The 26,516-nt window shown below is 65.9% G+C and carries 20 protein-coding genes and 1 tRNA gene; 9 read left to right on the top strand and 12 right to left on the bottom strand.

Annotation, left to right across the window (positions count from 1 at the left end; translation table 11 throughout):
* The first annotated feature begins 30 nt into the window (after window positions 1-30).
* The 5 genes from J7I89_RS03120 to J7I89_RS03100 all read left to right on the top strand — a co-directional run bounded on the left by J7I89_RS03120 (window position 31) and on the right by J7I89_RS03100 (window position 7,362).
* Window positions 31-2,319, top strand: a complete 2,289-nt coding sequence (locus tag J7I89_RS03120) for a transglycosylase domain-containing protein (RefSeq protein WP_214967202.1) — start codon at window positions 31-33, stop codon at window positions 2,317-2,319.
* Between the two features lie 2 nt (window positions 2,320-2,321).
* The gene (locus J7I89_RS03115; RefSeq protein ID WP_214967200.1) at window positions 2,322-3,269 is read left to right on the top strand and encodes a metallophosphoesterase; all 948 of its coding nucleotides are present in this window, start codon (window positions 2,322-2,324) and stop codon (window positions 3,267-3,269) included.
* Between the two features lie 83 nt (window positions 3,270-3,352).
* Window positions 3,353-5,203 carry an ABC transporter ATP-binding protein gene (locus tag J7I89_RS03110; RefSeq protein WP_214967198.1) on the top strand — a complete coding sequence of 617 codons (1,851 nt, stop codon included), beginning with the start codon at window positions 3,353-3,355 and terminating at the stop codon, window positions 5,201-5,203.
* Window positions 5,200-7,056 (top strand): ABC transporter ATP-binding protein, encoded by a 1,857-nt coding sequence (locus J7I89_RS03105; RefSeq protein WP_214967196.1) that lies wholly within the window; start codon window positions 5,200-5,202, stop codon window positions 7,054-7,056. The genes J7I89_RS03110 and J7I89_RS03105 overlap by 4 nt, the downstream gene beginning before the upstream one ends.
* Window positions 7,057-7,285: 229 nt before the next feature.
* Window positions 7,286-7,362: transfer RNA gene (locus J7I89_RS03100), tRNA-Pro, on the top strand.
* Window positions 7,363-7,442: 80 nt separating this feature from the next.
* Here J7I89_RS03100 and J7I89_RS03095 read toward each other — a convergent pair.
* Complete coding sequence (locus tag J7I89_RS03095; protein ID WP_214967195.1) at window positions 7,443-7,706, bottom strand: hypothetical protein; 264 nt, start codon at window positions 7,704-7,706, stop codon at window positions 7,443-7,445.
* Between the two features lie 88 nt (window positions 7,707-7,794).
* Entirely contained in the window at window positions 7,795-7,980 is a 186-nt protein-coding gene (locus tag J7I89_RS03090; RefSeq protein WP_214967193.1) for a hypothetical protein, read from the bottom strand.
* Window positions 7,981-8,110: 130 nt separating this feature from the next.
* On the opposite strand from J7I89_RS03090, the gene J7I89_RS03085 reads away from it, so the two are divergent.
* On the top strand, window positions 8,111-9,373 hold the full coding sequence (locus tag J7I89_RS03085) for a helix-turn-helix transcriptional regulator (RefSeq protein ID WP_214967191.1): 1,263 nt from the start codon (window positions 8,111-8,113) through the stop codon (window positions 9,371-9,373).
* A gap of 89 nt (window positions 9,374-9,462) precedes the next feature.
* On the opposite strand, the gene J7I89_RS03080 is transcribed toward J7I89_RS03085, so the two are convergent.
* Both J7I89_RS03080 and purD read right to left on the bottom strand, forming a co-directional pair.
* A complete protein-coding gene (locus tag J7I89_RS03080) occupies window positions 9,463-10,422 on the bottom strand; it encodes a phosphoribosylaminoimidazolesuccinocarboxamide synthase (RefSeq protein WP_251044863.1) in 960 nt (319 codons plus the stop codon).
* Window positions 10,419-11,750, bottom strand: coding sequence for a phosphoribosylamine--glycine ligase (gene purD / locus J7I89_RS03075; RefSeq protein WP_214967458.1), 1,332 nt, complete (start codon window positions 11,748-11,750; stop codon window positions 10,419-10,421). Before purD ends, J7I89_RS03080 begins: the two co-directional genes overlap by 4 nt.
* 137 nt (window positions 11,751-11,887) lie before the next feature.
* On the opposite strand from purD, the gene J7I89_RS03070 reads away from it, so the two are divergent.
* Together J7I89_RS03070 and J7I89_RS03065 are read left to right on the top strand one after the other, a co-directional pair.
* Window positions 11,888-13,465, top strand: a complete 1,578-nt coding sequence (locus J7I89_RS03070; protein ID WP_214967189.1) for a molybdopterin-dependent oxidoreductase — start codon at window positions 11,888-11,890, stop codon at window positions 13,463-13,465.
* Window positions 13,466-13,524: 59 nt separating this feature from the next.
* The gene (locus tag J7I89_RS03065) at window positions 13,525-14,541 is read left to right on the top strand and encodes an asparaginase (RefSeq protein WP_214967188.1); all 1,017 of its coding nucleotides are present in this window, start codon (window positions 13,525-13,527) and stop codon (window positions 14,539-14,541) included.
* 88 nt (window positions 14,542-14,629) lie between these two features.
* Here J7I89_RS03065 and J7I89_RS03060 read toward each other — a convergent pair whose 3' ends face one another.
* The 4 genes from J7I89_RS03060 to J7I89_RS03045 all read right to left on the bottom strand — a co-directional run bounded on the left by J7I89_RS03060 (window position 14,630) and on the right by J7I89_RS03045 (window position 20,391).
* Window positions 14,630-16,030: a UDP-glucose/GDP-mannose dehydrogenase family protein gene (locus tag J7I89_RS03060; RefSeq protein WP_214967187.1), complete on the bottom strand. Its 1,401-nt coding sequence runs from the start codon at window positions 16,028-16,030 to the stop codon at window positions 14,630-14,632.
* Window positions 16,031-16,106: 76 nt separating this feature from the next.
* Window positions 16,107-17,213, bottom strand: a complete 1,107-nt coding sequence (locus tag J7I89_RS03055; protein ID WP_251044861.1) for a nitrous oxide reductase family maturation protein NosD — start codon at window positions 17,211-17,213, stop codon at window positions 16,107-16,109.
* Window positions 17,213-19,069, bottom strand: coding sequence for a right-handed parallel beta-helix repeat-containing protein (locus J7I89_RS03050; protein ID WP_214967185.1), 1,857 nt, complete (start codon window positions 19,067-19,069; stop codon window positions 17,213-17,215). The genes J7I89_RS03055 and J7I89_RS03050 overlap by 1 nt, the downstream gene beginning before the upstream one ends.
* Window positions 19,066-20,391 (bottom strand): glycosyltransferase, encoded by a 1,326-nt coding sequence (locus tag J7I89_RS03045; RefSeq protein ID WP_214967183.1) that lies wholly within the window; start codon window positions 20,389-20,391, stop codon window positions 19,066-19,068. The genes J7I89_RS03050 and J7I89_RS03045 overlap by 4 nt, the downstream gene beginning before the upstream one ends.
* Before the next feature lie 401 nt (window positions 20,392-20,792).
* On the opposite strand from J7I89_RS03045, the gene J7I89_RS03040 reads away from it, so the two are divergent.
* Window positions 20,793-21,182 (top strand): sterol carrier family protein, encoded by a 390-nt coding sequence (locus J7I89_RS03040; protein ID WP_214967181.1) that lies wholly within the window; start codon window positions 20,793-20,795, stop codon window positions 21,180-21,182.
* A 102-nt stretch (window positions 21,183-21,284) separates the two neighbouring features.
* On the opposite strand, the gene J7I89_RS03035 is transcribed toward J7I89_RS03040, so the two are convergent.
* The 4 genes from J7I89_RS03035 to J7I89_RS03020 all read right to left on the bottom strand — a co-directional run bounded on the left by J7I89_RS03035 (window position 21,285) and on the right by J7I89_RS03020 (window position 26,187).
* Window positions 21,285-22,763, bottom strand: a complete 1,479-nt coding sequence (locus tag J7I89_RS03035) for a cation:dicarboxylate symporter family transporter (protein WP_214967179.1) — start codon at window positions 22,761-22,763, stop codon at window positions 21,285-21,287.
* A gap of 221 nt (window positions 22,764-22,984) precedes the next feature.
* Complete coding sequence (locus tag J7I89_RS03030) at window positions 22,985-23,752, bottom strand: SDR family oxidoreductase (RefSeq protein ID WP_214967177.1); 768 nt, start codon at window positions 23,750-23,752, stop codon at window positions 22,985-22,987.
* 24 nt (window positions 23,753-23,776) lie between these two features.
* The gene (locus J7I89_RS03025) at window positions 23,777-24,520 is read right to left on the bottom strand and encodes an aspartate/glutamate racemase family protein (RefSeq protein ID WP_214967175.1); all 744 of its coding nucleotides are present in this window, start codon (window positions 24,518-24,520) and stop codon (window positions 23,777-23,779) included.
* Between the two features lie 98 nt (window positions 24,521-24,618).
* A complete protein-coding gene (locus J7I89_RS03020) occupies window positions 24,619-26,187 on the bottom strand; it encodes an NCS1 family nucleobase:cation symporter-1 (protein ID WP_214967173.1) in 1,569 nt (522 codons plus the stop codon).
* Window positions 26,188-26,516: the final 329 nt, after the last annotated feature.

Below are 26,516 nucleotides of genomic sequence, written 5' to 3'. Positions count from 1 at the left end.
AGCCTAGTACTTGCCGGTAAAGTGGAGAACATGGCGATTCGTAGGAACCCCTTGTTCGACACAGCCACCACCCTCGGAAAGATTCTAGGTTTCCTCGGCGTGAGCGCTATTTGCGGTGTCCTGGTGGCCGGCCTTTTGGTTCCGGCCGCTGCTGTGTCAGGCAGCACAGCCAGTGGCTCGATCGAATTCTTTGACACCCTTCCCGCGGAGCTGCAGGTGGACCCGCCCAGCCAGTCCACCAAGATCCTGGCAGCGGACGGGAGCGTCATCGCCAACCTTTATGCGGAGAACCGCACCCGCGTACCCCTGGACCAGATCTCCCCGTACATGAAGGACGCGGTGATCGCCATTGAGGACACCCGCTTCTACGATCACGGCGGCGTCGACACCACCGGCATCCTGCGGGCCCTCGTCAGCACTGCGCGCGGCAACAAGCAGGGAGCGTCGACCATCACCCAGCAGTACGTCAACAACGTCCTGAACGCCTCCCTTGAAGCCGAGGGCCGCGGCGAGGACATCAAGCTCAACGGCGTCAACAAGGGCGTCGGCGACAAGCTGCGCGAGATGAAGCTCGCCATCGCGCTGGAGAAGAAATTCACGAAGGAGCAGATCCTCGAGGGCTACCTCAACATCGTGTTCTTCAACCGTGACGCCTACGGCATCGAAGCCGCCTCGAAGTTCTTCTTCAGCACCACGGCCAAGGACCTCACGCTCCCCCAGGCCGCACTTCTTGCCGGCCTGGTCAACAGCCCGTCGGCCTTCGACCCCATCACCAATCCGGAGAACGCCAAGGTCCGCCGGGACCTGGTGCTGAACTCGATGCTTAGCCAGGGCAAGATCACCAAGGCCGAGCACACAGCTGCCGTGGCAACCCCGGTGAAGCCCAAGGTCACCCCGGCACGCCAGGGCTGCGCGTACTCGCCCACCGCGCCCTACTTCTGCGATTACGTCCTGCACCTCCTGCTCAACAACCCGGCTTACGGAGCGGACGCCACCGAACGCGAAAAGAAGATTTTCCGCGGCGGCCTGACCATCAAGACCACCCTGGACCCCAAGGCACAGAAGGCCGCCCAGGACCAGGTGAATGCCTCCGCCGGGGCCAACCCGGACAAGTGGGGCGCGGCGCTCGTTTCCGTCGAACCCAAGACCGGCAAGATCACCAACATGGCCCAGAACACCTCGTGGTTCCCGGGCAAGGGCAAGTTCGATTCCCAGATCAACTTCAGTGTGGATCAGTATGACGACCAGGGCAACGACCTGAACGGCCTCGGCGGCGCGCAGCCGGGGTCCACCATGAAGCCGTTCACGTTTGCCGAATGGCTCGAAGAGGGCAAGTCGATGAACACCATCGTCAACGCGTCCCAGCGGCGGTATCCGCAGTACTTCCCGTGGCGGAACACGTGCTCCACGCCCACCGTGGGCTGGTATGACAGCAGCAACGGCACCGACGACCTCCAGAACGCCGAAGAGGGCTACTACCGGAACATGACGGTGCTGGACGGCCTGAAGAACTCCATCAACACGGCCACCTTCGCCTCGGCCTCCCAGGTTGACCTGTGCGGCATCCAGAAGATCGTGGACGCGGTTGGACTGCACGGCGGACTGCCGGCCCGCGACAAGGAAACGAACGCCATCGTGGATGCTAATCCGAAGGTCACCATGACCACCCTGGGCAACCTGCTTGGTTCCACGCAGACGGCTCCGCTGACCATGGCCAGCGCCTTCGCCACGTTCGCAAACGACGGCAAGTACTGCGCGCCGATCGCCATCACGTCCGTGACCGACCAGACGGGGGCGCAGCTCCCCGCCCAGTCGAGCGCCTGCCGGGATGCCATCAAGCCCGAGGTGGCCCGCGGCGTGAACTACGCGCTCCAGCAGGTACTGAACGAGGGCTCCGGTTCGCTCATCCAGCCCCGGATTTCCACCCGGACCACCTTCCCCATCGCTGCCAAGACCGGTACGTCCAACAACAACGGCTCCACCTGGGTGGTCGGCCACACCATGGGCCTCGCGACGGCGGCCTGGTTCGGTGATGCGCTGGGCGCCCAGGACCGGGCCGGACAGAACGTCACCGTGAACGGCAAGTTCTACACAGGCATTGACGGTTACATGATCGCCGGGCCGATGTTCTCCCAGTTCATGTCCCAGATTGCCCCCGCGTACGGCACCGATCCCTTCCCCGAACCGCCGTCCAACCTGCTCTACGGGACGCCCCAGTTCCAGCCTTCGGTCCCGGTACCGAATAATCCACAGCCGTCGCCGACCGGAAGCACCGGCGGCAGGACCGGCGGCGGAAACGGCAACAAGGGAAATGGCTGAGCGTGATCGACACATCACAACTGGCGAGCCGCGTCCGTAGCATCGGGCGCGGCTTTGCCGTAACCGCCGGAGCGGGAGCCATGGCAGCCCTCGCGGCCACGGGGTACGGGCTGTGGGAGAAGAACCAGTTTGTGCTGCGGGAAGAAACCCTTCCCATCCTGCCGCGCGGCCGGGATCCGTTCCGGATCCTGCACCTGAGCGACATCCACTTTGTTCCGGGGCAGAAGGCGAAAGCGGCATGGCTGTATTCCCTGGCCGGGCTGAAGCCAGACCTCGTGGTGAACACCGGCGACAACCTCAGCCATCCCAAAGCGGTGGATCCGCTACTCAGGGCTCTGGCGCCGCTGCTGGAATTCCCGGGCGTATTCGTTCCGGGCTCCAACGACTATTACGCGCCGCGGCTCAAGAACCCGGCGTCCTACCTGCTGGGCCCTTCCAAGGCCAAGCCGGACGAGGAGGAACTTGACTGGCCGCGCCTCCGGTCAGGTTTCGGCATGGGCGGCTGGGTGGACCTGACCAACCGGCACCAGTCGATTGTGCTCAAGGGGATGCGGTTCGATTTTTCCGGCGTGGACGATCCCCACCTCAAGCGCGAACGGTATGCGGGCTGGCCGAGGGGAACCAGGGGCCAGGACGCAACCGAGCACCTGCGTGTGGCCGTCATCCATGCCCCGTACCAGCGCGTGCTGGACCACTTCACCGAGGACGGCGCGGACCTGCTGCTCGCCGGCCACACGCACGGCGGCCAGCTCTGCATCCCCGGTTTCGGCGCCATCATTGCCAACTGCGACATTCCCACCTGGCGCGCCAAGGGCCTCCATGACTGGCAGAGCAACGGACATACGACGCCGGTGAACGTGTCGGGCGGCATCGGCACCTCGCGCTTCGCCCCCATCCGCATCGCCTGCAAGCCTGAGGCCGTGCTTCTCACACTCACTGCCCGCCCCTGACTTCTGATCCCCGTGTGAACCGCGTCACCGATGGCATAGGGTAGTTGCTACGGGACACTACATTCGCGAGTTGAGAAGCGGGCATGGCCAAGCAGAGTTCATTTTTCAGATCCGTCAGCCGACTGTACCCCCACGTTAAGCCAATCCTCCCCCGGCTGCTGATGGGGCTGATGTGCGCGCTCCTGGCCAGCGTGGTGGCACTCACCATCCCTCAGGTGCTGCGCGGCCTCATCAACGATTCCCTCAGGCCGGGCGCCACCGCGGCGGCCGTGTGGTCCTCCGCCGGAATCATCCTCACCCTGGGCATCGCCGAAGCCGCTCTGGTTGCGCTCCGCCGCACGTTCGTCATCAACCCGGCCACCACTGTGGAGACAAGGATGCGGGTCTCGCTGTACGGCCACCTGCAGGACCTTACGGTCTCTTTCCATGACCGGTGGGGATCGGGGCAGCTGCTCTCCCGCGCCATGACGGACCTGAACTTCCTGCGGCGCTGGATGGCGTTCGGTGCCATCATGCTGGTGGTGACCACGCTGACGGTGGTGATCGGCGTCGTCGTGATGTTCACCATGAGCTGGCAGCTGGCCCTCATCTTCCTCGCCGCGGCGGTGCCCATCATGGCCTACGGCTTCCGCTTCAGGACGCGCTTCAGCAAGGTGGCGCGGCGCAGCCAGGACCAGGCCGGGGACCTGGCCACCACGGTGGAGGAATCCGTCCACGGGATCCGCGTGCTGAAGGCCTTCGGCCGAAGCCGGGAAGCGCTGGAGACCTTCAACGGCCAGGCCGAGGAACTCCGCCAGACCGAGATCGCCAAGGCCAGGCACCAGGCCACCTTCAGCATGGTGGTCACGCTTTTGCCGGAACTCGCGCTGGGCGCCGGCCTGGTGGCGGGCATCATGCTGGTGGCGGACGGGCAGCTAAGCATCGGAGCCCTCGTGGCATTCTTCGCCACCGCGGCCGTCATAGCGGCCCCCGTGGAATTCTCCGGCATGCTGCTGGCCATGGCCCTGACCGCCAAGAGCGCCCTGGACCGCCACTTCGAGGTCATGGATTCGCAAAACACCATCACCAGCCCCGCGGTACCCCAGCGTCCCGCCGAGCTGAAGGGTGCCTTGAGCTTCAACAATGTCACGTTCGCCTTTGACGATGCCCCGGACAAGCCGATCCTCAAGGACATCCGGCTGGATATCCGGCCCGGCGAAACCATGGCGCTCGTGGGCATCACCGGGAGCGGAAAGAGCGCGCTGCTGCAGCTCGTTCCGCGGCTCTACGACGTCACGGAGGGCTCCATCACCATCGACGGCGTGGACCTGCGCGCCTTCAGCGTGGAGGAACTGCGCAGCGTGGTGGGCGTGGCGTTTGAGGACACCACGCTCTTCTCCAGCTCCGTCCGGGACAACGTGCTACTTGGCGCCCGGACGGCGAGTGCCCGGACATCCGTCACCGGCCAAGACGCAGGGGGCGGCCTCGAGCAAATCCTGGAGGAGGCGCTGGACACCGCCCAGGCCCACTTCGCTTACTCCCTGCCGGACGGCCTGGATACGCTCATCGGCGAGGAGGGGCTGAGTCTGTCCGGCGGCCAGCGGCAGCGCATTGCCCTCGCCCGCGCCATCGCGGCCAGGCCCACGGTGCTGGTTCTGGACGATCCGCTGTCCGCCCTGGACGTCAACACCGAAGAGCTCGTGGAACACCGCCTGCGGGAGGTGCTGGCAGGTACCACCACGCTGATCGTCGCGCACAGGCCGTCCACCGTGGCGCTGGCGGACCGGGTGGCGCTGCTCGAGGAAGGACGCATCGCCGCCGTCGGAACCCATGCCGAGCTGCTCGCCGCCAACGCCCACTACCGGTACGTCATCGCCAGCCTGGAGACGGAGCCCCGCGACCTGGACTCCGAACTGTCGGCCCTCGAAGACGACGCAGGGGAACCCATCCGATGAGCACAGCAGCATTCGGCACCGCCAACGAGGACAACGCCCACCTGAGCAAGAGCGACAGCAAAGCAGTACGACGGCGGTCGCTCGCCCTGCTGGGGTCGCTGATCCGTCCCGTCCGGCTGCGGTTCTGGCTGACCATCGCCACGGTGGTCCTGTCGCAGGCGGCCCGCGTGGCCGGGCCTGCCCTGATTGCCTTCGGCATCGACCACGCGCTGCCGGCCCTCCGCGCCGGCGACAATCTCCCGCTGGCGATCACCGGCGTCGCCTATCTCACGGCGGCAGTGGCCGCCTCCGTGCTGACGGCGCTGTATGTCACGTCAACGGCCAAGCTCAGCCAGGCGATGCTGCTGGACCTGCGGCTGCGGGTGTTCCGCCACACCCAGCGGCTCAGCCTCGAATTCCACGAGAAGTACACCTCGGGCCGGATCATCGCACGGCAGACCTCGGATCTCGAGGCCCTCCGGGAACTCCTGGACTCCGGCGTCAGCTCCCTGGCATCCGGGATGCTCTTCATGGTGTTCACGGCCGTGACGGTCCTGGTCCTCGACTGGCGCAGCGGGCTGATCGTGCTCGCCGCCGGCGTGCCCATGTTCTTCCTGGCCCGCTGGTACCAGAAGCACTCCCAGATAGCGTTCCGGGAATCGCGGGTGGTGTCGGCCCGGCTGATCGTCCACTTTGTGGAAACGATGACCGGCATCCGTGCCGTCAAGGCCTTCCGCAGGGAGCGCGAGAACGCCGGAACCTACGGAGAACTGGCCGACGACTACCGCAGGGTGACAGTCCGGTCCATCAACCTGAACGGCGTGTTCCAGCCGGGCCTGGTCCTGATCGGCAACTTCTGCGTCGCCGCGGTGCTGCTGTTCGGCGGGTTCCGGGTGCTCACCGGCGATCTGGCCGTAGGCGTGCTGCTGGCACTGATGCTGTCCACGAAGCGCTTCTTCCAGCCGGTGGACCAGATGGCGATGTTCTACAACTCCTTCCAAAGCGCCCAGGCGGCCCTCGAAAAGGTGTCAGGCCTGCTCGAAGAGGTTCCTACCGTCCGCCCGCCCCGGAACGCCGTGGAGCTCCGCGAGGCGCGAGGCGCGGTCGAGTTCAAGGGCGTCGAGTTCCGCTACGGCAACGGACCGCTCATCATCCCGGAACTGAACCTCACCATCCCCGAAGGCCAGACGGTGGCGCTTGTGGGCCAGACCGGCGCCGGCAAATCCACGCTCGCCAAACTGATTGCCCGCTTCTACGACGTCACGTCCGGCTCGGTCACGCTTGACGGCGTGGACCTGCGCCGGCTGACCACGGCGGACCTGCGCCGGAACATCGTGATGGTCACGCAGGAGGCCTTCCTGTTCAGCGGCTCAGTGGCGGACAACATCGCACTGGGCCGGCCTGAGGCGTCACGTGACGAGATCGAGGCAGCCGCCCGGGCGGTGGGCGCGCACGAGTTCATCAGCGAGCTCCCCGAGGGCTACGACACGGACGTCAACAAACGCGGCGGCCGCGTATCCTCCGGGCAGCGCCAGCTGATCAGCTTCGCCCGGGCCGTGCTGGCCCGGCCGGCGGTCCTGATCCTTGACGAGGCGACGTCCTCGCTGGACATCCCCTCGGAGCGCCTTGTCCAGGGCGGCCTGGCCCGGCTGCTGCGGGGAACGGACGACGGCGGCCCCGCCGGCTCCCGCGCCGGCACCGGGCGGCGCACCGCCCTGATCATCGCGCACCGGCTGTCCACGGTGGAGACGGCCGACCGCGTGCTGGTCATCCACGCCGGCCGGGTAGTGGAGGACGGCACCCCGGAGGAGCTGATCGGCGGCGGCGGACGCTTTGCCCGGCTCCACGGGGCCTGGAAGGATTCGCTGGTCTGAGTCCTGGCCTGATGCACCGCCAGGCGGCCCGCCGGGTTTCCCCCACCTTTGGAGGAGGCCGGCGGCGGGTTCCGCCTTTCTGGCGCAGAAAGGCAACCAAAAGTGGGGAGAATCAGCGGCCGCAACACCCTCCGAGCGGCAATGCAGGGGATTTTCAACGGGTCCTGGCCTCGATTTCGCATGTGGGCCCTGCATCGGCTATCCTTGTAAAGTTGCTTTTGCAGCGGATCGGGATGTAGCGCAGCTTGGTAGCGCGCTTCGTTCGGGACGAAGAGGTCGCAGGTTCAAATCCTGTCATCCCGACCAAACAAAGAGGGTCTCCCCAACGGGGAGGCCCTCTTTTTTGCCCTGATTTGTCCTTAGTGCGGCTCTTGTACCTTGAAGGCTTAGAGGCCTTCGTGGGTGATGTTCTGCCGCGCCTGGCCGTCCCCCAGCAAAGGAATCTGGAACCGGTTGGAACCGTCGTCCGTCAGGTAGTCGCCGCGGCTCTCGTACCCCTGGACCTGGTTCAGGTACCGGTGGCGCAACCGCAGGCCGAGTACGAAAAGCACCAGGGACTCCAGCAGCGCCGCGATGCCGACGATCCCCCAGGCACGACTCCCGGCGTCGGCCGTTCCGCTGAGCACCTCGATTACTGACGCCCCGGCCACCGCCGCCACAGTACAACGTGGTGAAAAGGAAAGGGCCCCGGGACATGGTTCGCGCATGTCCCGGGGCCCTCTTCCTGAGGAAAGCCTGTTACATAGGGTCAGGCCAGTTGCCGATGTTCATGTAGTTGACGCTCATTGGATCCGGCCAGTTGCCAATGGCAACAGTGGTCCCCGCGCTCTCAGCGGCGGAACCGGCGGACAGAATGGCAGGGGCCGTGGCGGAGAATGCGAGGGCCCCTGCCAGTACGGCAGCGGCTGCAATCTTCTTCAACATGTGTGGTCCTCAATACGAGTCGGATTCGTTACAAAGTCAGCACTTTCCTTGTTGACATACATTGTAAAATGTTTTCCACAGGGCGTGTCAAGCATTATGTACAAGACGTGTCCGGAATAAGGAGGATCCCGTGGGTAACGGATTCGGGGAGAAGCTCCGAGCAGAGCGGCTCGAGCGCGGCCTCACCCAAGCGGAGCTGGGCAAGGACCTCTACTCCCCCAGCTATATTTCCTTGCTGGAGACCGGCCGCAGGGAACCCACAGCAGATGTCATCGAGGAGCTCGCCCGCAGGCTTGAGCTCGCGCCCAAAGCTCTCGAAGCCTGGAGCCAGCCCATCTCGGTCAGCGACGCCGAATACGTACTGGCGGGGCTGTATGCCCGGCAGGCCTGGGATCTGCGTGACTATGCCCTCGCCGCCGAACATGCCGCCACGGCCGCGCGCATCGCCCTCGAAGGCAAGAACACCAGCGCGTGGTGGAACATGACCTACATGCAGGCCGAGTGCCTCATGAAGCAGGGCCAGCTGAAGGAGTGCCAGAAGGTCATGGAGCACCTGCTGGAGCACCCCATGGCCACGGAATCCGCCGGGCTGGGGGTCCGTGCCCGCCAGATGCTCGCGGCGTTGTGCCACGGGCAGGGCCAGCTGAGCGCCGCCGTCGAGCATGCCCAGAAGGCCGTGGAACAGTGCACGCAGCTACCCAAGGGATCCACGCTGATCATCGGCGCGCTCCGGGCCCTGATCGGCGCCCTGGCGGAAAGCGGCCGGCTGGACGAGGCCTGGAAGTACTGCCAGGACATGAACGAGCAGATGGACGAGCACTCCATGTCCCAGCTGGCCGGGGAGGTGGCCTGGGTGATCGGGAACGTCGCGTTCATGCGGCACGACTACCCGGAAGGCATCAAGCACCACGAGCGCGCGGCCAAGCTGCTCTCCCCCGCGAACGACATCGATCTCTGGGCCCGCTTCAACAAGGCGTCGGCCGCCGTCAGGCTCTCCTCCGGGATCGTCGAGCCCGAAACCCTGTCCGCCATCGAACGCGCCGAACTCGCGCTCTCCATCGTGGGCGGCAACAAGACGGACCAGCTCGAGGTCGCCTTCATCCGCGCCCGCTGGCTCTACCTCACCGGCGACATCGTGGCGGCCGTGCAGAAACTGCGGGAGATCCACGCCGAGCGCGCCGCCCTGGCCAAGCACACGGCCGGCGAGGTGTCGCTGCTCCTGGGCAAATCGCTCAAGGCAGCGGGCGAATCCGAGGAAGCGCTGGTCCACCTCGAGGAAGCGCAGAAGGAGTTCAGCGCCGCCGGCGCCCAGGACCGCGTGCAGCAGGCCCTCGACGCCATGCTGGAGATCAGGCTCGCGCAGCGCCGGGCAGCCGCGGCCGAAGCAAGCTAAGAGAACGAAAAGGCGCCCTCCGGGAACGGATCCCGGAGGGCGCCACTTTCGTTGGCCAGCTGAACGCGTCCGCTGGCTGAACGCGACCTTTAGTTAAACGTCCGGCCGGTCAGCTTCTCGTACGCCTCAATGTAGCGGGCACGGGTGCGTTCCACGACGTCCGCGGGCAGGGCCGGCGGAGGGGTGTCTGAGGCCTTGTCCCAGCCGGACTCGGCCGAGGTCAGCCAGTCACGGACATACTGCTTGTCGTAGGAGGGCTGGGCCTTCCCGGGCTCGTACGTGGCGGCGTCCCAGAACCGTGAGGAGTCGGGCGTCAGGACTTCGTCGCCCAGCGTGATGGCGCCGGTCACCACGTCGTAGCCGAACTCCACCTTGGTGTCCGCCAGGATGATGCCGCGGTCCCGTGCCGTCTGCTCGGCCTTGGTGTAGATCTCCAGGGTCAGTTCTTTCAGGCGCCCGGCGATGTCGTCGCCCACCATTGACGCGACGGCGTCATAGGTGATGTTTTCGTCGTGTTCGCCCACCTCGGCCTTGGCCGACGGCGTGAAGATGGCCTTCTCCAGGCGCGAGCCGTCCACCAGCCCGGCCGGCAGGGGAATGCTGCACACCGTGCCGGACTGCCGGTACTCCACGAGGCCGGACCCGGTGAGGTAGCCGCGGGCAATGCATTCGACCGGGAACATCTCCAGCTTCTTGCAGATCATGGCCCGGCCCTCAACGGCGGCGGGCACCCCGTCCTCCACTGAGGAGGCCAGGACGTGGTGCTCGACGCCCAGCTGGTCGAACCACCAGAGGCTCAGCTGGGTGAGGATGCGGCCCTTGTCAGGAATTTCGCTGCTGAGCACGTGGTCGTAGGCGCTGATGCGGTCGCTCGCAACCACCAGCACGCAGTCCTGCCCGAACTGCTCGCTGATGGACTCGTCGACCGGGACGTACAGATCGCGGACCTTGCCCGAATAGACATGGTTCCAGCCCGGAAGCTCCAGGGGCGCGGTGTCCAGTCCGCGCCTCGGCTCGCTGAGGTTGCTCTCAAGTTCAGCCACTGTCATGCCTTTTCTTTAGGAGCGGAGGCGGCCTTGGCAGCCGACGAGGCCGCGGCGCCAGACGCCACCTTGATTTCGCCGCGGGCGGCCTTGCCGCCGATGTCCGAACGGAACTGGGCGCCTTCCAGCTGAACCAGCTCCACGCCGTCGTACGCCCTTTCCCGGGCCTCGACGAGGTCGGAGCCCAGCGCCACCACGGCGAGCACGCGGCCGCCGGCGGAAACCACCTTGCCTTCGTCGTCGAGCTTGGTCCCGGCGTGGATCACGTGGACGCCGTCCAGCTCGTCCACCTTCTTCAGGCCGCGGATGCGGTCGCCGGTCCGCGGGGTGTCGGGGTAGTTTTCGGACGCCACGACGACGGCGACTGCCGTGTCCTTGGACCAGCGCAGCTCTTCTGCCTTGTCCAGTTCGCCCTTGGCAGCCGCCAGGAGCAGGGAACCGAGCGGCGTCTTGAGCCGGGCCAGCACGGCCTGGGTCTCGGGATCGCCGAACCGGACGTTGAATTCGATGACGCGGGTGCCTCGGGAGGTCAGCGCGAGGCCGACGAAGAGGACGCCCACGAAGGGGGTGCCGCGGCGGGCCATCTCGTTCACGGTGGGCTGGGCCACGCGGTCGATGACTTCCTGGACGAGGCCTTCCGGGGCCCATTCCAGCGGCGTGTAGGCGCCCATGCCGCCGGTGTTGGGGCCTTCGTCGTTGTCGTAGATGCGCTTGAAGTCCTGGGCCGGCGACAGGGCGACAGTGTTGCGGCCGTCGCACAGGACGAACACGGAAACCTCGGGGCCGTCCAGGAATTCCTCGATCACCACGGTGCCGCCGGCGGCGAAGCAGCTCTGCGCGTGGGCGAGGGCTTCGTCGCGGTTGTGGGTGACCACCACGCCCTTGCCTGCGGCCAGGCCGTCGTCCTTGACGACGTAGGGTGCGCCGAAGGTGTCCAGGGCCGCTGCGGCTTCCTCGGCGTTGCCCGCCACGAGCGCCATGGCAGTGGGCACGCCGGCTTCGGCCATGATCTGCTTGGCAAAGGCCTTGGAGGCCTCGAGCTGGGCTGCTGCCTTGCTGGGGCCGAACACGGGGATGCCCGCGGCGCGGATGGCGTCGGAAACGCCGGCAGCGAGGGGCGCCTCCGGGCCTACGACCACCAGGTCGACATCCAGCCGGGTGGCCAGCGCCGCCACGGCATCAGGATCGTTCCCGTCAATGGCGTGCGTGGGGACAAGCTTGCTGATACCGGCGTTGCCCGGAGCCGCGTGGACTTCGGAAACGTTGGGGTCTGCAAGCAGGGAGCGGACAATGGCGTGTTCGCGGCCGCCGGGGCCAATGACGAGTACCTTCACAGTCTCCAAGCGTACTTTGTGGACCGTGCTGGATCCTAAGCTGTGTCGGCCCGGCCCATTGTTCCCGGCCATTGTTCCCGCCCATTGTTCCCGGCCTCGGGAACAATCCCCCGGACCGGCCGCTACGAACCACGGTCATGAAGAAGCTCACGAAGTGGCTCAAGGGCCCCGCCCCATTGGCGGCGTTGGCCGGCGTGGCGGCTGCCGCCGTCGTACTGTCCGTCGCGGAAATGATCGGCGCGTTCTTTACGGCCCGGGCCGCCCCCGTCATCGCGCTGGGCTCCACGTTCATCGACTTCACGCCGCCGTGGATGAAGGACTTTGCGATCGCCACGTTCGGCACGAATGACAAGGCCGCGCTCTTCGTGGGGATGGGCCTGACCATTTTCCTGCTGGCGTGCGTGCTGGGAGTGGTGGCCTACCGGAAGTGGGCACTGGGTGCGGCCGGCGTGCTGCTGATGGGCGCCATCATCGTGGCCAGCGTGGTGACCCGCGCAAGCGTCAAGCCGGTGGATGCCGTGCCGACGCTCCTCGGAACCGTGGCCGGGCTCATCGTGCTGCGGCTCCTGGTCGCCCGGGTGTGGCGGCTACAGTCCTTTCCCGATGTTCCGGCTGATGTCGCGGCGAAGGGGCCGGGCCGGCCGGTGAGCACCCGGCGCGCCTTCTTTACGGCGACCGGCCTGACCGCCGCGGCCGCAGGCATTGCCGCGATCGGAGGCCGTTTGCTGAGCGCTGCGCGCAGCAACGTGGCGCAGGCCCGCGAGTCGCTCCGGCTGCCGTCGCCGGGCAAGGCCGCTGCCACAGTTCCTGCCGGGGTGCAGTCCGCGGCGCCCGGCGTCACGCCGTGGCTGACGCCGAACGGCGACTTCTACCGGATCGACACAGCCCTGAGCGTTCCCGAAATCAACGCCGAGGAGTGGGAATTGCGCGTGCATGGCCTCGTGGAGCAGGAGGTCCGGCTGACGTTCCAGGACCTGCTCGACGCCGAGCTGATCGAGTCCCATGTGACCCTCACCTGCGTCTCCAACCCCGTGGGCGGCAATCTTGCCGGCAACGCCAAATGGCTCGGGCTGCCCATCCGCGAAGTCCTCAAGCGTGCCCGGCCCAAGGACGGGGCGGACATGGTGCTCTCCACGTCGATCGACGGGTTCAGCGCGTCCACTCCGCTGGAGGTCCTGCAGGATGACCGCGACGCCATGCTCGCCATCGGCATGAACGGCGAGCCGCTGCCGCTGGAGCACGGCTACCCCGTCCGCATGGTGGTGCCCGGGCTGTACGGCTTCGTCTCCGCCACCAAGTGGGTGGTGGACCTGGAGGTGACGCGCTTCGCGGACAGCAAGGCCTACTGGACGCAGCGTGGCTGGTCCGAACGCGGCCCCATCAAGACGATGGCCCGGGTGGAGGTGCCCAAGTCCTTCGCCGTGGTGCCCGCCGGGCGCGTGGCGATCGGCGGCACTGCGTGGGCCCAGACCCGGGGCATCACCAAGGTGGAGGTCCAGATCGACGGCGCCGACTGGGCCCCGGCCGTCCTGTCCGAAGAGGCCTCGGTGGTGACGTGGCAGCAATGGTCCTTCGACTGGGACGCCAAGCCTGGTTCGCACTACATCAAGGTGCGTGCCACGGACGGTACCGGCGAGGTGCAGACGGAGAAAAGGGCGGATCCGGTGCCGGACGGCGCCTCGGGCTGGCAGTCCGTCATGGTCACGGTGGAGTAGGGGCGGACCGGCCCCTGATGGGTCCCGGGGAATGGGAATCCGGCACCTAGACTTGGGCTATGCCACTACATTCGCATGCCACGTTCACTGTGGAGTCCGCCGTCGAACTTGCGGTTGTGGAACGGAGCGGATTCGTCGAATCCCGGCACATTGGAGCAGCAGTGGTCCTCGCCGCGGACGGACTGGTGGTCACGCAGCTCGGTGACATCACCACGCCGATTCTTGCCCGCTCCACGCTGAAGCCGCTGCAGGCGCTCGCGTCAATGCAGTCCGGCGTACCGCTGCGGGGCGCCCAGGTGGCGCTCGCCTGCGCCTCCCACACCGGCTCGCTGGACCACATGGACGTGGTGGAGGGCATGCTGAAAGCCGCGGGCGTCAAAGAGGAGCAGCTTCAGTGCCCGGCCGCCTGGCCGCAGGACGAGACGGCCCGCACCTGGCTCACCCGCTCCGAGAAGGGAAAGTCCAGGCTGGCCTTCAACTGCTCCGGCAAGCACGCTGCATTCCTCTGGGCCTGCACGGAAAACGGCTGGGACACCCACAGCTACCTGGAACCCAACCATCCCCTGCAGCAGCGCATCCGCACCGTGATCGAAGAGTATTCGGGCGAGCGGATCGCCCACCTGGGCATCGACGGCTGCGGCGCCCCCGTGGCCGCGATTTCCCTGACCGGGCTGGCCCGCGCCTACTCCAAACTGGCGAAGGCGCCCGGCGACAAGAACTCCAACGCCCGGGCAGCCACCATCGCCACCTCGATGCTGGACTACCCCTGGGCTGTGCAGGGCAAGGGCGAAGCCAACACCATCGTGATGGAGGAGCTGGACGTCATCGCCAAGATCGGCGCCGAGGGCCTCCTGGTCATGGCCACGACGCAGGGCGTCTCGGTGGCCGTGAAGGTGCTGGACGGAAACCTGCGCGCCACCTCCCTGATCGGCCTGACGCTGCTGGCTGCCGCCGGCGCCGTGGACATTCCCGGCGTGTCCAGTGTGCTTGAAAAGGTGGTTGAGCCCGTCCTCGGCGGCGGCCGGCCGGTGGGCAGGATCCGCCTGGGGCATGCGGTTTCGGCTCTGCTGGACTAAGTCCCTCCTGCCCCGCACGCCCGACGGCGGAAGCTGCCCTCCTGCCCGGCACGCCCTACAGCGGAAGCTGCCCTACAGCCCGGCACGCCTACAGCGGAAGCTGCGTGGCAGGCTTCTCCACGTTCTGCCGGACCCGGACGGCTGGCTGGTACGGCCGCCCCAGGGCGCGGTACTCCCACCCCTTAGATGTGTAGCGGTCCGGATCGAGGGCGTGCCGGCCGTCAAGGATGCGCCGGTGCCTGACCCGCGCACCGAGGCTGTTCGGATCCGCCTGCCGGAATTCTTCCCACTCGGTGAGCAGGGCCACCACGTCAGCCTGGTCTGCAGCCTCGGCCAGCGAACCGACGTAGTTCAGGTCCGGATAGAGTCGGTGGGCATTGGCGTTGGCCTCCGGATCATAAACCGTGACCACGGCGCCCTCCATGTAGAGCAGCCGGGCCACGTCGAGGGCCGGGGCGTCCCGGACGTCGTCGGAGTTGGGTTTGAATGCCGCCCCGAGCGCGGCCACGCGCACGCCGGTCAGGTCTCCGCCGGCCAGTTCCCTGATCAGGTCAACGGTGCGGACACGGCGGCGGTTGTTGATGGAATCGACTTCGCCGAGGAACCTGACGGCCTGGCCCACCCCGAGCTCCTCGGCGCGGTGTTTGAAGGCCCGGATGTCCTTGGGCAGGCAGCCGCCGCCGAAGCCCAGTCCCGGCTTGAGGAACCGCCCGCCGATGCGTGAGTCCAGGCTCAGGGCCTGCGCCAGCAGGCTCACGTCCGCGGATGTGCACTCGCAGACTTCGGCCATGGCGTTGATGAATGAGATCTTGGTGGCCAGGAAGGAATTCGCTGCCACCTTCACGAGTTCGGCTGTGGCCAGGTCGGCGACGATGAGGGGAATTCCTTCGTCCAGCAGCGGAAGGAAAGTCCGCCGAAGCATGGCCTCTGCCCATTCCGATGCCACGCCAAAAACCAGGCGGTCCGGATGCAGGGTGTCCTGCACGGCGAAGCCCTCCCGCAGGAACTCCGGATTCCAGGCGAGCTCCAGTTCCGGGCCGAGCGGTGATATGTCCTGCACCATCTGCGTGAGCCGGGCGGCCGTTCCGATGGGAACCGTGGACTTGCCCACGAGCAGCGCCTTGCGCGTGATGCGGGCTGCGAGTTCCGAGAACGCTGCGTCGACGTAACTCAGGTTTGCGGCGGTGGAATCAGCCGACTGCGGGGTCCCCACGCAGACGAAGTGAACGTCGCCGAACCCCGCCACCTTATCCATGTTCGTGGTGAAGTGCAGCCGGCCCGACGCCAGCGCCTCCTCCAGCTTCTCCGGCAGGCCGGGTTCGAAGAAGGGAACTTTGCCGGTGCGCAGCTGCGCGATCTTGTGATGGTCGACGTCGAACCCGAGGACGTCGAATCCCAGGACGGCCATGGAAATGGCGTGGGTGGCACCGAGGTATCCGGTTCCGACCACCGTGATTTTGGGCGCGCTGAAGGAAGCAAGGTTGTTCATTGGTTTCTCGATTCGAACTTGAGCTAATGAAGTGGCCGCGAGCTGATGAAGGGGCCGGGCTGGCCCGGCTGTTTCCCTAGCCGGAACTGCAGGGTTCGTTTGAGAGACCCTGGCCGGCTTGAGTGGCTCTGTTGCTGCATTCGACGACGTTGCCGCGCACCGGTTTCAGCGAGTAGCCGAGCCCCGGGCCGTTGACTTCCGCCAAGTTGTTGCGGAAGACATTGCCGGTCCCCCAACCGTCAATTATTTCGTGCGTCTGGAATCCATCCCTGGGCGAATTCCTGCCCGTATTGCCTTCGATGGTCCAGCCCCTGCCCTTGACGTCAACCCAGGAGTCGGCGTCGGCCAGTGAAGAACCGTCAAAGGTGTTGTTGAACAGCACGCCGTCGGACGTGCCTTCCTTGATGTCGATGCACTCCGCCGTGGTGCCGGAGATGGTGTTGCCGATTATCCGATTTCGATCGCTCCTGTCTGGTTCGCAGTTGCTGATGTCACACCAGTTGCTCTCTGCGGTGCCCACGTAGATCCCTTCCCCGAACTTGGGCTTCCTCGAACCGGCTCCACGGATGGTGTTCCCCACCACCTCGTTGTCGGAGCTGAACCTGCGCAGGTGGATTGCCTCGTCTCCGGTCCCGCTGACGGAGATGCCCTGCAACAGGGAGTTTGTTGTTTCATCGGCCATGATGCCTTTCTGCCCGTTCCTGACCGTGAAGCCCTTGACGATCCAATAGGAAGCCCGGTTGAGGTGGAGCACGTAGCCGTCCTCGGTTCCCCCACCATCCAGCACGGCACCCGCCCCTCCGCACAATGTGATTGGCCTGCCGGCAGTCGCCTTGCCTGTTGCCACGAAGTTCCCGGTGTAGAGGCCGTCGGCAAGCCTGATGACCGCACCGGGTTCCGGATTGGCCAGGGCCGCCTTCAGTTCCGACCCCGTGGTGACGGTTACTGTTGCGCGTGGACAGCCCGCCGTAACCGGCGGCCGAGCCGTCCCGGTCGGCCTGGCCGACGTACTGGCCCCTCCCGTTTTCGCGGGTGTGCTTTCCGCGCCGGGGCTTGTCCCCCCGGTGGGCGGGATGCCCTGCTGGCTCAATGCGATCGCGGCAGCCACAGCGGCGCTAACCACGGCGACAGTTACGAGGCCGAGGAGGATCATCCACCGAGGGGCGAGCCACGTGCGCGCCATCAGTGCGGCGGCCTGACGTCTTCAAGGGCGATGATCCCCCTCGTCAGCGATGTCAGCGGCACGCGGTCTGCGTACGGGCTGCGGAACACGTGGCGGGACCGCCGTCCCTTGGCGGCTGCCGTCACCAGCAGCAGGGCGCCGAGCATGAGCCAGATGAAGGTGAGCGGCTGGAAGACGGAGTCCACCACCCGCTCCACGGTGTAGGCCGGGGCCCACCCCAGGAGGTCGTTCTCCCCCAGTTCTGCGGCAGTTGATTCTTCCTTCCAGATGGCGGTGGATCCGTAGCCGGCAATCGCGTTGCCCTCTACGGCTGTGTCCTTCACGTCGCCGAGCAACGTCACCGCGTGGTTGGAGATGTCCGTCAGCGTGTTGCCCGTGATGTCGGCGTGGGCGTCCCGCACGTATATCCCGGTGTCGCCGCCGGCGATCGTATTTCTGGTCACGTTGGCCCTTGCGTCGGCATCACGGACAGCGACGGCCTGCCGCACCTGGTCGCGGAACTCGTTGCCGGCGATCGTCACGCCCGTGGCGCCGTTGTTCACCACCACGCCGACGTCGTTCTTCACGAGGACGCTGTCCGCGACCGTGAGGTTGCTGCCGCCGCTGAGCTCGACGCCGTAGCGCGCGTTCCGCTCGGCCCGGCTGCCCGTCACGCGGTTGCTGCCATAGGCGTCCACCGGGGTGCCAACGGCATTGGGCCCGTCGGCGAGGGGCCGCCCGTCGAACGTCATGCCGTTGCGCCCGTTGCCGCGGGCGTCCACGGCGTCAAGGGAAACGCGCGTTGTGGACCTGCCCACGCTGAAGCCGTCAACGGCGTTGTCCGAGGACGTGGTCCGGGTAATGGAGGCGTCCGTGACATAACGGTGCAGCACCAGGCCGTCGACGAGGCTGCGGGTAATGGCCGTGTCGCGTATCGCGATGTCCCTGGCGTTGGTCACAAAGAGGCCGAAAGCATTCTTGTCCACTCGGAGGTTCTCGATTCCCGCGGTGACCAAACTGTAGTCCTGCCCCGACTGCTTGAACAGGGTGGTCAGCTCTTTGTCGGGGAGCAGCCGCGCTCCCGCGGAGGCCGCCGCTGTCTCCGCCGGCGTCGGGGGCTTCTCGCTGAAGGTGCTTATGGCGTCTGTGCCCGTCAGCGACAGGCCGCCGGTGTTACCGCTCCAGAAGCCGAGGTTGGACATGTGGGAATGCGAAATCGACGCGTGGCCCCCGATGACCCTGATGTAGGCCCGGCCGTCGGCCGTTATGGTGTCCGGCGCGCCCTTGGCGCTATCCCAGCTGGTGACGGTTGCGGTGGACTCCTTGGCACCGCCGATCGCGAGCGAGCCGCCCAGGGTCACGACCGAAACGAAAGATTCCGGGCCGCTCTCCATGCGGAGCTTCAGTCCCTGGTTCGGCGCCGGCGCGTTCAGGAACAGCGTGGCGCCGGCCAGCACCACGACGCTCTCGGACAGCAGGTAGTGGCCGCCCGCCTGCGCCCGGAACGACCTGGGCGCGAGAGCCAGAAGGTCCCTCGTGGTGTACGCCGCCTTCCGCGCAGGCAGGATCAGGGTATAGGCGGATCCGGTCCGCAGACGGTAGGGGCCTTCCAGCCCTTCGACGCGCCAGCGGGCTGCGGAGGCGATCGTGCGGACGTAGACCAGGCGTTCATCCTCGCGCTCAACGAGATTGGCTTCCGTGGCCGGGTTTCCGGTGTAGAGCCGCCCCTGCACGTTGCCGTTGCTGGCAATTTCGTTCCGACCCCTGGCCTCGGCGGCGCTGATATTCCGGGCGTTTCCCACGTAGATCAGTCCGGCTGCCACCGCCCCGACCACCAGGAGCGCGAGAATGACCCAAGGTCCCCGCCGGCCGCTCATGCCGTCAGCCCCGGGGCGCCGATTGACGTTCCGTTCGAGGCGGTTGCGTCGAGGGCGCTGGTGTCGAGGGTCTTGGCGTCCTGGCCGTCTCCGCCCGTTTGGTCGGCGTGCCTGGTCAGCCAACCCTGTTTGTTCATGGTGGCGAAGGCATAGACCTTGATGGGGAGGGCCACCAGGATGACGGTGAAGGCCAGGACCGGGAGGATCACGATGTCGCCCGGGTGGCGGCGCAGGTGGGAGATGCCGCGGATGCCGCGGCCCAGAAGCAGCCAGCAGAGCGCGGCCGTGGCCCCGAGGGGAGTCGGATCAAGCCTGTTGAAGATGAGGTAAAAGAGCGTCAGTCCCATGGTGACCGGCGTCAGCAGGATCTGCAGGACAGTGACCTTGGTGACGAACGGAACCCGCCACAGCCAGCCATTGGCTATTGCCGTCAGGTAGCAGCGGTAGGAGTTCCGGCTCCAGCGGACCCGTTGCTTGACGAAGGCACGGAAGCTGGACGGGAACATGGAGACTGCCCGCGCCGTGGACTGGTGGACGGTCTTATAGCCGGACGCGAGGACCAGCCACGTCAGCCGCCCGTCATCCCCTGAGATGCAGCGGCGGCCCATGAAGTACTCATTTTCGAGATGTTCCAGGACGGGGAGGACGGCGCTCTTCCGGTAGACCGCGGTCCGGCCTGAGACGCAGGGCACAGCCCCGGCCCGGCCCAGGGCCGGCACATAGTCGAGGTACCGCAGGTTTACGAGCCAGTCGGCGACCCGGCGCCACACGCTCGAGTTCCGCTGGTACACGTTCTGGTGTGTGCCCACGGCGCCCACCGAGGCGTCCTCGAAGGGCATCTGCACGTTGGCCAGCAGCCCCGGCTGCCACCAGGTGTCGGAGTCCGTCAGCACCAGGATCTCGTGCTTGGCCAGCCTCACGCCCGCCCCCAGGGCGGAGCGTTTGCCGACGTGGTGGAAGAGGACGGGCCTGACCGTGCTGTCGCCAAGGTCGGTGATGCGCTTGAATGCTTCGAGATCCTCGACGTCAAGGACGATGATGATCTCGTCCGGCTTCTGCGTCCGCCAGGACTCCAGCGCGCTCATCAATATGTCCGGGTCCTCGTGGAACGACGGGACGATGACCGAGGTTGTGGCGCGGAAATCGGTCAGGATAGGCCTGGCGCGCCGGGAAAGGACAAACCGATAGATCCACAGCCCCCAGACGATGGCTCCTGCTACGGCCAAGGGGAAATAGGGCGAGATCTCGGTATAGAAGTCGCTTAGGCTCGTCCAGCTGAATTGGTTCGGGACATCAGTGATTTCGTGAGGAAGGGCGCTCATGACCGGTCCTTCGGGGTCGTGGATGTCGGTGAGGAACGGCTGTCAGGAGTTTTGGCCTGCAGTTGTCCGTCCGTGCCCGCCACCGGGGTCCGGCAGTGGGCTGCATCGCTCTTTCGGGCCCCACCGAAGAGTCGGCTTTACTTGCTGTTGATTCTCCGGAGACCCTCACTAGAAAGCATGCTGGCCACCCATAGAGGGCGCTATGAGGCAAAACACCTGAATTCCGAGACCGAGTACTCGATTATTTTGGGGCCGAGTACCTGCTTTCACTCGGATGAAGCCCCGGAATCTACTCGCCCTACGCGCGCTCGGTACCTAGTGTGGCGGGCTAAAGCAGTCTGGATCCGGAGCCGGTGGCGTAGGGTAATGACGGAAGAAACCGATGTGGAGGTGCCAGGACGTTGGCTGTTTCCCGACGCCGGATTGACCCTGAACTGGGCCGCGCGGCCGTGGCCCAGTGGGTGGCTGCCGGCACGCCGCCGGCCGCAACTTCCGCCGCTCCGGAAGTCCCCCGATCCGTGATCGCAACGGCGGTGCGGTACTCCCTTGAGGAAGTCACCGCCCGGGCACCTGGCAACTCAGTTGAGGTCCGGGTACCACCGTTCGGCGTTACCCAGTGCGTCGAAGGTCCGCGCCACACGCGCGGCACTCCGCCGAACGTCATAGAGTGCGACGCCGCCACCTGGCTTGCGATGGTGACCGGGAGCTTGAGCTGGGCGGACGCCGTGGGGGCCGGACGGGTGGCCGCCTCCGGGCTCCGCGCCGATCTGTCGGCCCTGCTGCCCCTGTAAGCGCCAAAACGCGTAAACGCCATAACGCGCGAAACTCCGCCCCGGATATTCGGGGCGGAGTTCGCGGGCTAGACGCTGGAGGCTTTGGCCGCAGGGCTGGGGCTATTCGTGGTTGATGGCCGCCGAGGGCTTGCTCATCTGGAATTCAGGGATCTGGTCGGCCGTCGGGCCGCCACGGAACTTGGGAGAAGGCTGCCCGCCCCCGCTGATCCGTTCAAGTTCCTGGTCTTCGAAATCGTCTTCGACGCCGAGCATGATCGCCGAATCGTGGTTGGTGATCTCGCCCTTGAAGGCCCGGACCATGACGTCGCGGTCGAACTGGCCTTCCCACTTGGAGACCACGAAGGTGGCCACGCAGTTGCCCAGCAGGTTGACCACCACGCGCATCGAGTCCATCAGGCGGTCAGCTCCCAGGAGGAGGGCGACGCCGGCAACCGGGAAGATCCCCAGGGCCGCTGCGGTGGCGGACAGGGCCAGGAAGGAGGAGCCGGGGACGCCGGCCATGCCCTTGGACGTCAGCAGGAGGACACCCAGTGCCGCGAGCTGCTGGCCCAGGTCCAGGTTGTGGCCGAATGCCTGGGCCAGGAACAGCAGGGAAATCGAAAGGTAGATCGCGGCGCCGTCGAGGTTGAACGAGTATCCGGTGGGAACCACCAGGCCGGTGGTGGCCCGGGAACAGCCGGCGTTGGTCAGCTTGGTCATGATGCGTGGCATGACGGCTTCGGTGGATGCCGTGCCGAGGGCCAGGAGGAACTCCTCCCGCGTGTATTTCAGGAACTGCCAGAGCGGGACGCGGGCGAACCCCCAGGCCACGAGGAACAGGAGCCCGATGAAGACGATGGCCGCGCCGTAGCAGGCGGCGATGAGCAACGCATAGGTGCTGAGGGTGTCCAGTCCGTACTGGCCGATGATGAACGCCATGGCACCGAAAGCACCGATCGGGGCCACCTTCATGATCCAGGACATGATCTTGAAGATCAGCTCGAGGACTGTCTCCATGAGGCTGATGACAGGCATGCAGCGCTCGCGGCCGATGACGACGATGGCCGCGCCGAAGAACACCGAGAAGAACAGGACCTGCAGGAGGCTATTGCTCGCGAAGGCGCCGATGACGCTGGTGGGGATGACGTCCAGGATGAAGGCCGCGGCGTCCTTGGGCACGGCGTGGCCGGTCTTGGCGTCCAGGGCTTCCTGGGAAAGGGTGCTGGGATCGATGTTCAGGCCGGCACCGGGCTGAACGATGTTGCCTACGATGAGGCCGAAGACCAGCGCGAACAGCGTGGCCGCGGTGAAGTAGAGAAGGGCTTTGACTCCGACCCTTCCGACCGCCTTGACGTCGCCTACGGCCGAAATGCCGGTGACGATCACCAGGAAAATCAGCGGCGCGATGATCATCTTGATGAGCTGGATAAATCCATCACCGAGCGGCCTCAGCTGCGAGCCAAGGTTCGGCCAGAAATGTCCGATAAGAACACCTGCCACGACGGCGATCAGAATTTGGAAGAAGAGCGACCTGTACAGGGGCTTCTTCTTCGACGGCACCGAACTCGCCTTCAGCGCCGCGGAATCTGGGATCTTCATTGATCTGTACCTATTCAATCGGGGACAGCCCCGGAAAATCGGGGTCTGGTTCCAAAGTAACCCCGCTCACACTTTTCCGCAAGGGGATAAACAGTTTCCATATTGTGGAACTTTATGAACGTGTTTTGGGCAGCAAAAATCCGCTGCGCCATCGGACATCCGCGCACGGGATCCCCGGTGCGAATGTCCGAAAACGTAGCGGAAGCGGTGTGGCGGCGGGGCTAGCCGCGGCCGATGAAGGGCATGCCGGCGGCCGTGATGACCACCGACCCCACGCTGGCCGACGGCGGCATGCCGGCCATCATGAGGACCGCGCGGGCGGCGTCCTCGACCGGGAACATGGGCTCGACTTTGCGTGTGCCGTCGGCCTGGAGCGCGCCGGAGCCGACGCCGATGGTGTCCATGATTTCGGTGGCGGTGTTGCCGATGTCGATCTGGCCGCATGTGATGCCGAAGGCGCGGCCGTCGAGCTCGATGCTCTTGGTCAGGCCCGTCATGGCGTGTTTCGTAACGGCATAGGCCACGGTCCGCGGCCGCGGCGAATGCGCCGAGATGGATCCGTTGTTGATGATCCGGCCGCCCGGCGGGCTCTGCGCCTTCATGGCGCGGACAGCCGCCCCGGCGCACAGCAGCGATCCGGTCAGGTTCACGGCAACGGTGGCTTCCCAGTCCGCGAGGGTGATGTCATCCACCGACGCCGCCGGGCCGAACACGCCCGCGTTGTTGAAGAGCACATCCACTCTCCCCCACCTGTGGAGGACGGCAGCGAAAAGGCGTTCGACGTCGTCGGGCACTGTGACGTCGCACGGCACCGCCAGTGCGTCCGGGTGGCCGTCCGCCGTGTCGAGCAGCTGCGCCTCGCGGCGGCCGGCCAGGGCTACGCGGTAGCCTTGCGCGAGCATCTGGCGGGCCACCGCCCTGCCGATGCCGGACCCGGCACCGGTGACGACGGCTACGGGTCCGGGTCCGGGCGTTGGCGTGGCGGTCATGCTGTACTCCTGCTGGTTACTGGCTTACTGGGTGGCGGGAACATCCGCTCCCACCAGTGGCCAGCCTATGACGGTCTTGGGCCGGGGAGTGGCGTAGGTCCGGACCTTGGACGTGGAGAGCCGCATCCGGACGAGCGATTCCGCAATGGTCACCGCGGCCGCCACGCCGTCCACCACAGGAACTCTGGCCCGCTGCCGGATCTGTTCGTCAAGGCCCGCCATGCCGCCGCAGCCCAGGACGATCACCTCGGCCTTGTCCTCGCGGACAGCAAGCAGCGCCTGTTCGATGATGGCCTCGACGGCGCGCTCGGGCTCCTCCTCCAGCTCCAGGACTGCCATACCGCTGGCCCGCACGGACGCGCACCTGGCATCGAGGCCGGCCAGCTTCAGCCGGTCCTCGATGAGCGGCACGGCGCGGTCAAGGGTGGTGACCACGGAGTACTTGTGCCCGAGGAACATCGCAGTGCTGGCCGCGGCCTCGGTGATGTCGACGACGGGCACATCCAGCAGCTCCTGGAGCCCTTCCCGGCCATGCTCCCCGTAGCCTGCCTGGATGACGGCGTCGAACGGCTCGGGATAACTGACCACGCGGTCCATCACGGCGATCGCGGCCAGGTAGCTTTCAAAATTGCCCTCGCAGGAATCCGCGCCGAACCGCGGAGTGAGCCCGATGATCTCGGTGCCGGGCGCCGCGATGCTGCGTGCCTGCGCGGCGATGGAATCGGTCATGGACTGCGTGGTGTTCACGTTGGCGACAAGTATGCGCATGGTGTCCTCTTGGATAGGTTGCCCCAACTGACTCGCAGTTGTTGTCGTTTTGGGGGCTCAAAACGACAACAAGTGCGAGTCAGTTGGGTGGGTGGCGGTTAGTGGGTGCTCGCGACGGCGATGGACTCGCCGTCGACGTCCTCGTGCCGGTGCGAGCGGTCCGCGATGAAGTAGTACACCACCGCGGCGATGCCGGCCGCGAAGAACCACGCAAACGGGGCTGTGGCCTCCAGCGCGGGAACGAACGCGATCAGGAGCGCGACGGCGGCTGCCGGGACCAGGGCGATAATCGCACGGGGGTTGAAGCCCTTCTTGTAGTAGTACGCTCCGGAGGGGTCTTCCGAGTACAGCTCAAGGACGTTGACTTTGCCGCGGCGGAGCAGCCAGTAGTCGGCCATGACGACGCCGAACAGCGGGCCGAGCAGTGCCCCGAGTCCGCCCAGGAAGTACACGATCACCAGCGGGTTGTTGTACAGGTTCCACGGCAGGATGATGAGCCCGATGGTGCCGCTGACCCAGGCCGCCTTGCGGAAGTTCAGGTGCTTCGGGAAGAGGTTGGTCAGGGCGTAGACCGGAGCCACGAAGTTGGCCATCAGGTTCACGGCAATGGTCAGGATGAGCAGCGCGAGGCAGGCCAGGACCAGGAATAGCGTGTTCGGAATGGTCTGGACAATGTCGGACGGGCTCTGGATGACCGTGCCGTTGATCTTGAACTGGCCGCCGGCCATGACCACCACGATGGCACCGAAGAGAAGCATGTTGATGGGAATGCCCCAGAAGTTGCCGCGCACCACTGCCTTCTTGGAGACGGCCGAGCGGGTGAAGTCGCAGAAGTTCAGGACGAAGGTTCCGTAGATGGCCACCCAGAGGGCGCCGCCAGCGAAGATGGTGCGCCACATGTCCCCGCCTTCGAGGGCGTTATCCGAAGCCCAGGCGATAGAGCCGGCGGCTTCCACGAAGATCCAGATGGCGATGGCCGCCATGGTCACCAGGATGATGGGGCCGGCAAAAGCCTCGTACTTGCGGATCATTTCCATGCCGAAGCTGACGATGACCAACTGGACGATCCAGAGGAACACAAAGGCGGCCCAGCCCAGCGTGGACAGGCCAAGGATGGAGTTGGTGTCCAGCTCGTGGAGCGAAGGGACCATGGCCACGAGCATGACGCGAAGCACCACTGACGCGAGATAGGTCTGGATGCCGAACCAAGCCACTGCAACGGCGCCGCGGAGAAGGCTGGCGATCTGGGCTCCCCTGATGCCGAAACTGATCCGGCTCATGACGGGGAACGGCACACCGGTCTTGACGCCCATGAACCCCGAGAAGCTCAGGAGGGCGAAGAGCAGGATGGCACCGACGCCCAGGGCCAGGAGGATTTGCCAGCCGCCGAGCCCGAGCGCGAACAGCCCGATCGCGAAGGCATAGTTTCCGAGGCTGTGGACGTCATTGGCCCACAGGGTGAAGATACTGTAGCTGGTCCAGCGGCGGCCTTCCCGCTTCGTCGGGGCAAGGTCGATGTTGTAGAGGCTGGGGCTGATCGTGCGCCCGGATGCGGCGCTTGCTGTTGCGCACAGGGCTTCAACGCCCGTTGCAGGATGGACCGGCTGGCCCGACAACTCTGTCGGGACCGGAACCGTGTCGACGCCGACTGATGGGGTCGTCTGCATCTGGATCTCCAGTTCTAGGGGATGGGTATAAAGGGAATTCTGCGCTTCCGTATGCTATTTCCATATGGTGGAAATTAGGTTTTGAAGAGTGGAATAACTGTATGACCTGGATCACCTCCGGGTCAAGGAGTCTTCGTGGCTGCCGTCGGTCACAATCAGTCCGCAGGGCCTGCCGCGTGCGTCCGGCAAGCCAATCGGATGCCACCGTCTTGACCAGCGGGGCCCTTCTGCATAATCTCGAATAGCAAGAATGTTTTCTCACAATACGAAAACTTGAGCCCAACATTCAAAGATGAAACGAGGCTGCCGTGGCTGCAGGAGAAGATACC

The organism is Arthrobacter sp. ISL-5 (assembly GCF_018613835.1).
In the GTDB taxonomy this organism is placed as follows: domain Bacteria; phylum Actinomycetota; class Actinomycetes; order Actinomycetales; family Micrococcaceae; genus Arthrobacter.
The sequence above is the reverse complement of the archived record's forward strand: the minus strand, read 5'-3'. Positions and strand labels throughout refer to the sequence as shown.

What these genes read in the sequence shown, in the direction of transcription:
- J7I89_RS03120 (WP_214967202.1), top strand. Translation starts at nt 31, where the DNA reads ATGGCGATTCGTAGGAACCCCTTGTTCGACACAGCCACCACCCTCGGA.
- J7I89_RS03110 (WP_214967198.1), top strand. Translation starts at nt 3,353, where the DNA reads ATGGCCAAGCAGAGTTCATTTTTCAGATCCGTCAGCCGACTGTACCCC.
- J7I89_RS03105 (WP_214967196.1), top strand. Translation starts at nt 5,200, where the DNA reads ATGAGCACAGCAGCATTCGGCACCGCCAACGAGGACAACGCCCACCTG.
- J7I89_RS03090 (WP_214967193.1), bottom strand. Translation starts at nt 7,980, where the DNA reads ATGTTGAAGAAGATTGCAGCCGCTGCCGTACTGGCAGGGGCCCTCGCA.
- J7I89_RS03080 (WP_251044863.1), bottom strand. Translation starts at nt 10,422, where the DNA reads ATGACAGTGGCTGAACTTGAGAGCAACCTCAGCGAGCCGAGGCGCGGA.
- J7I89_RS03070 (WP_214967189.1), top strand. Translation starts at nt 11,888, where the DNA reads ATGAAGAAGCTCACGAAGTGGCTCAAGGGCCCCGCCCCATTGGCGGCG.
- J7I89_RS03065 (WP_214967188.1), top strand. Translation starts at nt 13,525, where the DNA reads ATGCCACTACATTCGCATGCCACGTTCACTGTGGAGTCCGCCGTCGAA.
- J7I89_RS03060 (WP_214967187.1), bottom strand. Translation starts at nt 16,030, where the DNA reads ATGAACAACCTTGCTTCCTTCAGCGCGCCCAAAATCACGGTGGTCGGA.
- J7I89_RS03055 (WP_251044861.1), bottom strand. Translation starts at nt 17,213, where the DNA reads ATGGCGCGCACGTGGCTCGCCCCTCGGTGGATGATCCTCCTCGGCCTC.
- J7I89_RS03050 (WP_214967185.1), bottom strand. Translation starts at nt 19,069, where the DNA reads ATGAGCGGCCGGCGGGGACCTTGGGTCATTCTCGCGCTCCTGGTGGTC.
- J7I89_RS03045 (WP_214967183.1), bottom strand. Translation starts at nt 20,391, where the DNA reads ATGAGCGCCCTTCCTCACGAAATCACTGATGTCCCGAACCAATTCAGC.
- J7I89_RS03035 (WP_214967179.1), bottom strand. Translation starts at nt 22,763, where the DNA reads ATGAAGATCCCAGATTCCGCGGCGCTGAAGGCGAGTTCGGTGCCGTCG.
- J7I89_RS03030 (WP_214967177.1), bottom strand. Translation starts at nt 23,752, where the DNA reads ATGACCGCCACGCCAACGCCCGGACCCGGACCCGTAGCCGTCGTCACC.
- J7I89_RS03025 (WP_214967175.1), bottom strand. Translation starts at nt 24,520, where the DNA reads ATGCGCATACTTGTCGCCAACGTGAACACCACGCAGTCCATGACCGAT.
- J7I89_RS03020 (WP_214967173.1), bottom strand. Translation starts at nt 26,187, where the DNA reads ATGCAGACGACCCCATCAGTCGGCGTCGACACGGTTCCGGTCCCGACA.